At 71.7% G+C, this 407-nt stretch carries 1 protein-coding gene; it reads right to left on the minus strand.

Annotation, left to right across the window (positions count from 1 at the left end; all coding sequences use genetic code 11):
- A partial coding sequence (locus IF43_RS0135700; protein ID WP_030211257.1) for a sugar phosphate nucleotidyltransferase occupies nucleotides 1-407 on the minus strand: 407 nt, incomplete at both ends.

The raw sequence follows: 407 nt of genomic DNA on the forward strand, positions 1-407 counted from the left end.
GGCTTCTCCACCAGGTCGGTGATGCGGACGACGTCCTCGTCCTCGGTGGGCTTCACGGCCGCGCAGCCGTAGAGGTGGATCTGGGCGGGGTCGACCTCCATGAGGGCGATGACGCTGCCGCCGGTGCGGCCCTGGGTCTCGACCATCCGCGACAGCAGCGGGTCGCGCGGGTCGATCAGGTCGTCGCCGAGGAGCACCGCGAAGGGCTGGTCGCCGACGTGCGGGGCCGCGCACAGCACCGCGTGGCCGAGGCCCCGCGGGTCGCCCTGGCGGACGTAGTGCATGGTCGCCAGGTCGCTGGACTCCTGGACCTTCTTGAGCCGGTCGTCGTCGCCCTTGGCCTGCAGGGCCGACTCCAGCTCGTAGTTGCGGTCGAAGTGGTCCTCCAGCGGCCGCTTGTTGCGGCC

It is taken from the genome of Streptomyces sp. NRRL S-87, from assembly GCF_000719335.1.
Taxonomy (GTDB): Bacteria; Actinomycetota; Actinomycetes; order Streptomycetales; family Streptomycetaceae; genus Streptomyces.